Here is a 1251-nt window from a genome sequence, read left to right on the forward strand (position 1 = left end):
CGATGTTGTGGGAGATGACTTCCACGTTGAGCTGCTGGGCGGCCATCCCGGTGGCGGCGGTGCGGAGCGCTTGCATCGTTCGTTATCCTTCTATCTGACCCGGCGACTACTGCGTGCGACCCAGGCGCTCGACGGAGCGTCGCGAGAGGTCGGCCGCGTTGTCGATCATGCGGGCGGTGGATTCATAGGCCCGGCTCACCTCGACCATGCGGGTGATCTCCAGGACCGGCTTGACGTTGGAATTCTCGAGGTGGCCCTGGCGCAGCTTGGCGGTCTCGGCCTGTTGCGGCTGCAGGTTCGAGCTGTTGCGGAAGGCGTTGTCGCCCGACTTTTCGAGGGCGCTCTGGTTGGCGAACGAGAACATGCCGACCTTGCCGACCAGCTCGTTGCCCTGACTCATCGTGCCGTCGGCGCCGATGGAGACCTGGCCCTTCTCCGCGTCGATGGTGATCTCGCCGCCGCCGTCGCTGAGCACCGGATAGCCCTGCTGGGTGACGAGGCGGCCGTCGGGCGCGGTGGTGAAGCGGCCGTCGCGGGTGAAGCGGGGCCCGTTCGGGGTCTGGACCTGGAAGAAGCCCTCGCCCTCGATGGCCATGTCCAGCGGCGCGCCGGTCTTGTTGAGCGCGCCCTGGCCGAAGTCGCGGGCGACGAGGTCGGCCGCCACGAACTTCACCGGACGAGGGCCGCCGAACGTGACCGCCGGCTCGGCCGGATCGGTCTTCTGCATCAGCGACTCCACCTTGAAGCCGTTGGTGTCCACGTTGGCGATGTTGTTGGCGATGATGTCCATCTCGCGACGGAGAACCATCTGGCGGGAGAGGCCGACGTAGAGTGCGTTGTCCATTAACGGGGGCCTTGACGGGCTGCGACTTTCTGGCCCTTCCGGATGCAACCTCCGTGCCAGTTTGAAACGTCAATAAAATCAATAAATAAGAAAGTTAACGCGCGCCGAGCGGCCGAAAATGCCGGGCAGGAATCGGGCCCGTTAAGAGGTGTTAAAAACCGCTTCTTAACCAAAGACCCGCATTCCTTGGTTCGCGGATATCCAAGGAACGCGCGCGTGGCGAAGAAGGAAAAAAAGCCGAAGGAGGCCGAGGCGGAAGCGCCTGAGGGCGCCGAAGGCGCCGAGGGCGAGGCCCCCGGCAAGAAGAAGCTGCCGCTCAAGCTGCTGATCATCGCCGGCGTCGGCGCCCTCGTGGTGCTGGGCGGCGGCGGCACGGCCGCGTTCATCTTCCTCAAGCCCAAGCCCGA

2 protein-coding genes and 1 pseudogene are annotated in these 1251 nt (G+C 64.9%); 1 reads left to right on the forward strand and 2 read right to left on the reverse strand.

Going from position 1 to position 1251, the window contains the following annotated elements:
- Together Q0L11_RS24690 and flgF are read right to left on the reverse strand one after the other, a co-directional pair.
- The coding region (locus tag Q0L11_RS24690) for a flagellar basal body protein (protein ID WP_367183439.1) at positions 1–76 on the reverse strand (76 nt) is incomplete at its 3' end.
- A 30-nt stretch (positions 77–106) separates the two neighbouring features.
- Positions 107–844, reverse strand: a complete 738-nt coding sequence (flgF, locus tag Q0L11_RS15945; protein WP_296598526.1) for a flagellar basal-body rod protein FlgF — start codon at positions 842–844, stop codon at positions 107–109.
- A gap of 216 nt (positions 845–1060) precedes the next feature.
- Between flgF and Q0L11_RS15950 the strand changes: the two are divergent.
- Positions 1061–1251, forward strand: a pseudogene (locus Q0L11_RS15950) (flagellar basal body protein FliL); the annotation flags it as partial.

This window comes from Phenylobacterium sp. (genome assembly GCF_024508875.1).
GTDB lineage: Bacteria > Pseudomonadota > Alphaproteobacteria > Caulobacterales > Caulobacteraceae > Phenylobacterium.